Raw genomic sequence first — 5424 nt, 5'->3', positions numbered from 1 at the left:
GTATAAGAGCCAGGACCCCGACCCCGCCGATCGTCATCGAGGAGCGCGGCCCGGCGCCGGGTGAGCAGGTGTGGATCGCGGCCGCCCGCAAGGGCATCCCGGGCCACGCGCTCAAGACCAAGACGTCGACCAGGTGCAGCCGATCGACGCGCAACGGATTGACTCTGCCAGCCGAGCAGGCACGCGAGCGGTACTCCGCCGTGTGGTGCCGTACCTGCTGGCCGGAGGAGGAGACCACCCGTTTCGCGGCGGGTGAGTCCGTGGCCCACGACCCCCGGGCCTCGGACACGGCTGGGGCGGAGAGTCGCGACTCCGCCCCGGCCACCGATCCGCTCGCCGGCGTCGGCGACGACTACGAGCCCGACCCGGCCCGGCGCATCGCCGCCGTCGCCGAGGTCGCCCCGGAGTACGTCCGCCCGGTCGAGCACACCGAGACGGCCACCGGGCCACACCTCACGTCCAACCCGGTGGATGGAGCGGCCGTCGACGACGCGGCCGCGGAGACGACGGCTCACGCCGATGGCGGCCCCGTCGACCACGCCGCTCCAGCCTCCGCCCCGCCTGCCGCTTCCCTGGCGGGCGGGGTGGAGGTAACCCCCACTCCGCTGACGCTGGCCCAGATCGGCCGGATCCGGGCCGCGCTCGCCCACCTCAAGGCGTGCGGCGGCGCCCGGGTCGAGGCACGCGTGTACGAGCTGTGGTACTCGTCGTCGGCGCCTGCCTTGAACGGCGCGCAGCCGGTGAGGCTGGCCAGCGTCCAGTGGTGGCCCGACGGCGAGTTGCACATCCGGTTCCTTGAGTACGCCGGCCGCTACTGCAAGGCGTCGACCGACTTCTACGCCGCCGACGTCGACCAGGTCCTCGACATCCTGTGCGCCCTGCGGCTGCTGCCGGCCCACCTGTCCACCGTGCACGCCGCCGGCGTCCAGGCCGGCATGCGCGCCGGCGACGCGATCGACGGCACCACCGAGGAGGCCCCCCATGGCTGATCTGCCCTGCTACGAAGGATGGCGGCAGGTGCCCGCCGGCCTTCTCTCCAAGTCGCAGTTGGCGGATCTGGACCTGCCCCGGGTCCCGGGCGGCGCCCCGGTCCGGGCCCGGGTCGAAACCAGGGACTGGCGTGACCACAAGACCGTGGTCGACCTGTACAGCCTGGGCGAGACGCTGCCGTCGGCGGCGACGATCGGCCAGTTGGAGGCGGCCCGGGCCCGCGCCAGCGCGTCGCGGGTGTGCGAGGACTGCGGCGCCCGCCCGGACCGGTCGCTGCCCTGCGTCAACGGCCGGCACCTGTGCCAGCTGTGCTCGCGCATCCTGTCGCTGCAGGAGCTCGCCGAGAAGGCTGGCGCCGAACGGGCCGGCGTCGTCGCCTGGGCCCGCCAGATCCTCGCCTCCGACCTGTTGCCGCCGTACGTGGTGCGCGTCAAGCAGATCCTCCGGCCACCCGCACCGTCGGGCCGCCAGAACCTGGACCCGGTCGCGGTGTGGGTGGACGCGGTCGACACGACCGGCCGCCGCCTGGTGAACACGACGATCCGGCTCGCTGGCCCTCGGGTGCGGGCGGTGCCCGCCGGCGCCGTCGACCCGACCAGCGTCGAGGAGCAGATCCGCACCCTGCTCGCCGCCCCGGTGATCGTCACCTGGTTCGACAAGGAACTGTCGCCGCTGCACACCCTCTACGGCGTCAAGACCGCCCCCGGCTGGTACGGCGGCAACCCCAACGCGATGAGCTGGCGGGCCACGTACTGGCGCGGCGACGTCAACCCCGACGCCTACCACTTCACCCGCCGGTCCGCGATCAACCCGGTCCGGGCCGACCGGACGCTACTCATCCTGCGCCGCATAGCGGCCACCGGCCTGCCGGACGATCCGGCGTGAGCGCGATCGGTACCCGGTCGGAGGCGCCGGACTTCCTCGACGACCCGGACGTGCGGCCGGCGTGCAAGGACGTCGACGACCCGGAGCGGTTCTTCCCGTCGAGCGAGGCGGAGGCGGTGTCGATAGCGACCGTGTACTGCCGTCCGTGCCCGCTGCGCCCGGGGTGCCGGGAATGGGCGCTGCGGCAGGGCGACTACCTGTGGGGCGTGTGGGGCGGCACCACCCAGGCGGAACGCAAGCGGCTGCGCCGCGGCGGTGTGCCGTGAGCGGCGGTGTGTGGTTGGTGGCCACGGCCCGCCTCGGCCGGCCCGCACCGGCCGACGAACCGTACCCGCACATCTGCGGCATCACCGTGGACGCGACCCGCCGCCGTGACCGCTTCCGGCTCACCCGCAGGGACTGCCCGGCCTGCGCGGGCCGGCCGGGGTGAGCGGCCGTGCCCCGCGACGAGCTGGGAGACGAACTGCTGCGCGAGCGGTTCGGGCCGTCGCCGCGGCTGCCCCGGCCCGCGCCGCCGCACCCGGTCGCCCGGGCCCTGGCCGCCCGTGCCGCCGCCGGCGTCGACCAGCCCTCACCCGGCCGCCGACGTCGCCACCTGGTCGTGGTCGACGACGACCCGAAACCCACGGCGGCGGCATGACCGCCCCGCCGGCAACACGAGATCGAGCAGAGGAGCAGCACGACGTGGGAGCCGAGAACCACAGCAAGGCGCGGCGCCTGGCGGCCACCGCCCTGCACGCGGCGATCGACCAGAACTGGCAACGGGCCTCCGCCGCTGTCGAGCGGATCAGCGCCGAGTGCACCGGCGAGGGTCTGTGGGACGCCCTGGTCGGCTGGTGCGACACGTTCATGGCGCACGCCGTTGGCGGCGACCCGAAGTTCGGCAAGGTGCGCCTGGCCGGGTGGAACGTCGCCACCGGTGCGGTCGGCGAGGAACCGCCCACGCCGTACGGCAGGTGGGCCCAGGACCTGATCGGCGCCCGCGCCGCCGGAGACCTCGACGCCTTCCAGGCCGAGGTGCAGCGACTCAACGACGTCGACGACGGCCGCGAGCGCGGCCGGTACGTCTCGGCGCTGCTCACGTCGATCGCGCTGACGATGCGCAGCCTGCCGCGCGGCTACGCGAGCATGGGCCGAGCGCCGGCGGGCGGTGGTGACGGTGCCTGACTGGCCGCAGAGCCTCCCCGCCCTCGCGATCCGCCGCCTCCTCGGCCGGGACAACTGGTCGACGCCGGTGAGGTTCGGGCCGGACGGCTGGCGCTTCGACCACCTCGACGGCACCGCCCGGATCCTCATCTCCGTCGACCAACTCGACGGCGTCGAGTGGGTGCACGCGTCCATCTCCCGGACCGACCGGATCCCCAGCTACGCCGACCTCAAGCTGCTACACGCCGCCGTCTTCGTCGACCGGTGGGCGTATCAGGTGTTCGCCCCACCCGCCGACCACGTCAACATCCACGACCGCGCGCTGCACCTGTTCGGCCGCCTCGACGGCCACCCCAGCCTGCCCGACTTCACCCAAGGAACAGGATCGATATGAGCGACCAGACCAGCACCACCGCGCCGGCCGACGCGCCGCCGACCGCGACGAGCGAGGGATGCGCCCACCTCGCCGCCGCCGAGACATACATGCAGAACCTCGACGAGTTCACGCGCCGCGTCGCCCAGAAGCTCGACGAGGGGTACATCGCACCCCACGTGACGCAGCAGTGGGCGGCCCGCCAGGAAAAGATGATGGAGGTGGCGCGCACCAACGCGCTGGTGTCCATCGCCGCGTCGCTGGCCGTGCTCGCCGGCCGCGCCCGCCCCCAGCCCGCTCCGGGTGGTGACACCGATGGAGCTTGAGATCCTGTGGCTCATTCTCGGCCTGGCCGTGCCGGCGGGGCTCCTCATGGCCTTCGCGAGGCTGGTCGACTCCGCGCTCTGGTCATCTCTGGCCGGCTTCCTGGCCATGCTCATCATGCTGGCCATGGTCGTGACCGTGGTACCGGAGTTCCTGGCGGTGCTCTGGTGAGCTACGACATCCATCTGTCGATCGACAGCGGGGGCCCGGAGCCGGCCACCGTCTGGGGCAGCTGGAACTACACCAGCAACTGCGGGGCGATGTGGCGGCGCGCCGGTGCCGACCTCGCTGAGTTTGAGGGCAAGACCGCCGCCGAGTGCCTGCCGATCCTGGTCGCCGCGATCCGGCGGATGGAGGACGAACCGGCTACCTACCAGGCGATGAACCCGCCGAACGGGTGGGGTGACTACGACTCTCTGCTGCACGCGCTCCGCCAACTCGCCGACGCGTTCCGCGCACACCCGAAGGCGACCGTCGAGGTCCACCGATGACGGATCCGACGGAAGGGCCAGAACCCGGGTGGGCCGACCGCCAGTTCCACGTCCAACAGACGGGTCACGAAGTCACCTTGGTAGGCGACGAATGGACCTGCATCGACTGCGCGAACTCGACCTGCATCGACTGCGCGAACGGGACCTGCATCGTCACCAGCGGCGGTGATCCTCCGGACCCGCCTGCACCGTAGCGGCGCTGCTCGCCGCCCTGATCGCCCTGCTCAACCCCTCGGCGCGGCCACCTCAGTGGGTGGCCGCGCTTTGGCATACCAGGAGAACCATAGATGTTGATCATTAGTCGGCTGGGCCGGGCGGGGGGCCGCTAATGCCATGGGGGCGCATCGACGACCGGCTGGCCATGTCGGTCAAGGTTCGGGGCCTGGCCGACCCGGGCGCGACCGGCCTACGCGCCAAACGCCAGCGCGCCGAGGCACTCGGCGTGTGGGTCCAGGTCCTGTCCTGGGTCTCCGGAGAACGCTCGGACGGCTTCCTGACCCTGGACATTCTCGACCTCTTCGGTTGGGAAGAGGCCAACGAGCGCCTGTTCCGGGCCCGCTACGGCCGGGCGCCGCTGCTGCATCGTCGTGCCGACGGCGAGCAGTGCGAGTGCATGTCCGGCCGCGTGTGGGTCGACGACTTCGACTTCCTGATCCACGACTACCTCGACCGCAACCCGTCCCGGTCGGAGAACGACGTCCACAAGGCCAAGGCCAAGGAGTTGAAGAACGGCGCCCTGAAGGCGGCCGTGCGGGCGAGGGATCGGGATATCTGCCGCTACTGCGGCCGCACCTGCCAGCACTCCGACCGCGTCTCTGACGCCGGCCTGACCTTCGACCACGTCGACCCCGAGGTCGCCGACGGCATGTCGAATCTCGTCGTGGCGTGCCGCGGCTGCAACCGCCGCAAGAGCAAGCGCACCCCCGAGGCCGCCGGCATGGTCCTGCTGCCCGCCCCCGGCGAACAGCCACCCGCCAGCGAGGGACCTGGACCTGGACCTACGTCCGACCTAAGTCCCGACCTAGGTCCGGACCCAAGTCCCGACCTAAGTCCGGACATAGCTCCGGACCCAAGTCCACCACCCGACACAAACCCCGTGACCAGCACCAACGCACCCGCATACCCGCAGACCAGCGACGAGACCAGCGCCCTGACTCAGGTCGCATCGTCTCCCGGGACGGGACGGGCCGGGACGGGCACCGCTCCCTCCACAGG

11 protein-coding genes are annotated in these 5424 nt (G+C 72.2%); all 11 read left to right on the top strand.

Features of this window, described 5'->3' with window-relative positions:
• The coding region (locus tag C1I95_RS35515; RefSeq protein WP_199523997.1) for a hypothetical protein at positions 1–989 on the top strand (989 nt) is incomplete at its 5' end.
• Positions 982–1875 (top strand): hypothetical protein, encoded by an 894-nt coding sequence (locus C1I95_RS31420; protein WP_111219418.1) that lies wholly within the window; start codon positions 982–984, stop codon positions 1873–1875. The genes C1I95_RS35515 and C1I95_RS31420, both read left to right, overlap by 8 nt.
• On the top strand, positions 1872–2141 hold the full coding sequence (locus C1I95_RS31415; protein ID WP_199523996.1) for a WhiB family transcriptional regulator: 270 nt from the start codon (positions 1872–1874) through the stop codon (positions 2139–2141). Before C1I95_RS31420 ends, C1I95_RS31415 begins: the two co-directional genes overlap by 4 nt.
• The gene (locus C1I95_RS35510) at positions 2138–2305 is read left to right on the top strand and encodes a hypothetical protein (protein WP_158566511.1); all 168 of its coding nucleotides are present in this window, start codon (positions 2138–2140) and stop codon (positions 2303–2305) included. The genes C1I95_RS31415 and C1I95_RS35510 overlap by 4 nt, the downstream gene beginning before the upstream one ends.
• A gap of 6 nt (positions 2306–2311) precedes the next feature.
• The gene (locus C1I95_RS35505; protein ID WP_158566510.1) at positions 2312–2515 is read left to right on the top strand and encodes a hypothetical protein; all 204 of its coding nucleotides are present in this window, start codon (positions 2312–2314) and stop codon (positions 2513–2515) included.
• A gap of 44 nt (positions 2516–2559) precedes the next feature.
• Positions 2560–3042 carry a hypothetical protein gene (locus C1I95_RS31410; RefSeq protein WP_158566509.1) on the top strand — a complete coding sequence of 161 codons (483 nt, stop codon included), beginning with the start codon at positions 2560–2562 and terminating at the stop codon, positions 3040–3042.
• Positions 3035–3415 carry a DUF7694 domain-containing protein gene (locus tag C1I95_RS31405; protein ID WP_146605917.1) on the top strand — a complete coding sequence of 127 codons (381 nt, stop codon included), beginning with the start codon at positions 3035–3037 and terminating at the stop codon, positions 3413–3415. Before C1I95_RS31410 ends, C1I95_RS31405 begins: the two co-directional genes overlap by 8 nt.
• Entirely contained in the window at positions 3412–3720 is a 309-nt protein-coding gene (locus C1I95_RS31400) for a hypothetical protein (RefSeq protein WP_111219412.1), read from the top strand. Before C1I95_RS31405 ends, C1I95_RS31400 begins: the two co-directional genes overlap by 4 nt.
• Positions 3710–3889, top strand: coding sequence for a hypothetical protein (locus C1I95_RS31395; protein WP_111219410.1), 180 nt, complete (start codon positions 3710–3712; stop codon positions 3887–3889). Before C1I95_RS31400 ends, C1I95_RS31395 begins: the two co-directional genes overlap by 11 nt.
• Positions 3886–4209: a hypothetical protein gene (locus C1I95_RS31390; protein ID WP_111219408.1), complete on the top strand. Its 324-nt coding sequence runs from the start codon at positions 3886–3888 to the stop codon at positions 4207–4209. Before C1I95_RS31395 ends, C1I95_RS31390 begins: the two co-directional genes overlap by 4 nt.
• Positions 4210–4537: 328 nt before the next feature.
• On the top strand, positions 4538–5424 hold an 887-nt coding region (locus C1I95_RS31385), incomplete at its 3' end, for an HNH endonuclease (protein WP_199523995.1).

Source organism: Micromonospora craterilacus, assembly GCF_003236315.1.
Lineage (GTDB): Bacteria > Actinomycetota > Actinomycetes > Mycobacteriales > Micromonosporaceae > Micromonospora > Micromonospora craterilacus.
Note: the sequence above shows the minus strand (reverse complement) of the source record. Positions and strands in the feature narration are given on the sequence as shown.

What these genes read in the sequence shown, in the direction of transcription:
- C1I95_RS31395 (WP_111219410.1), top strand. Translation starts at nt 3,710, where the DNA reads ATGGAGCTTGAGATCCTGTGGCTCATTCTCGGCCTGGCCGTGCCGGCG.
- C1I95_RS31400 (WP_111219412.1), top strand. Translation starts at nt 3,412, where the DNA reads ATGAGCGACCAGACCAGCACCACCGCGCCGGCCGACGCGCCGCCGACC.
- C1I95_RS31420 (WP_111219418.1), top strand. Translation starts at nt 982, where the DNA reads ATGGCTGATCTGCCCTGCTACGAAGGATGGCGGCAGGTGCCCGCCGGC.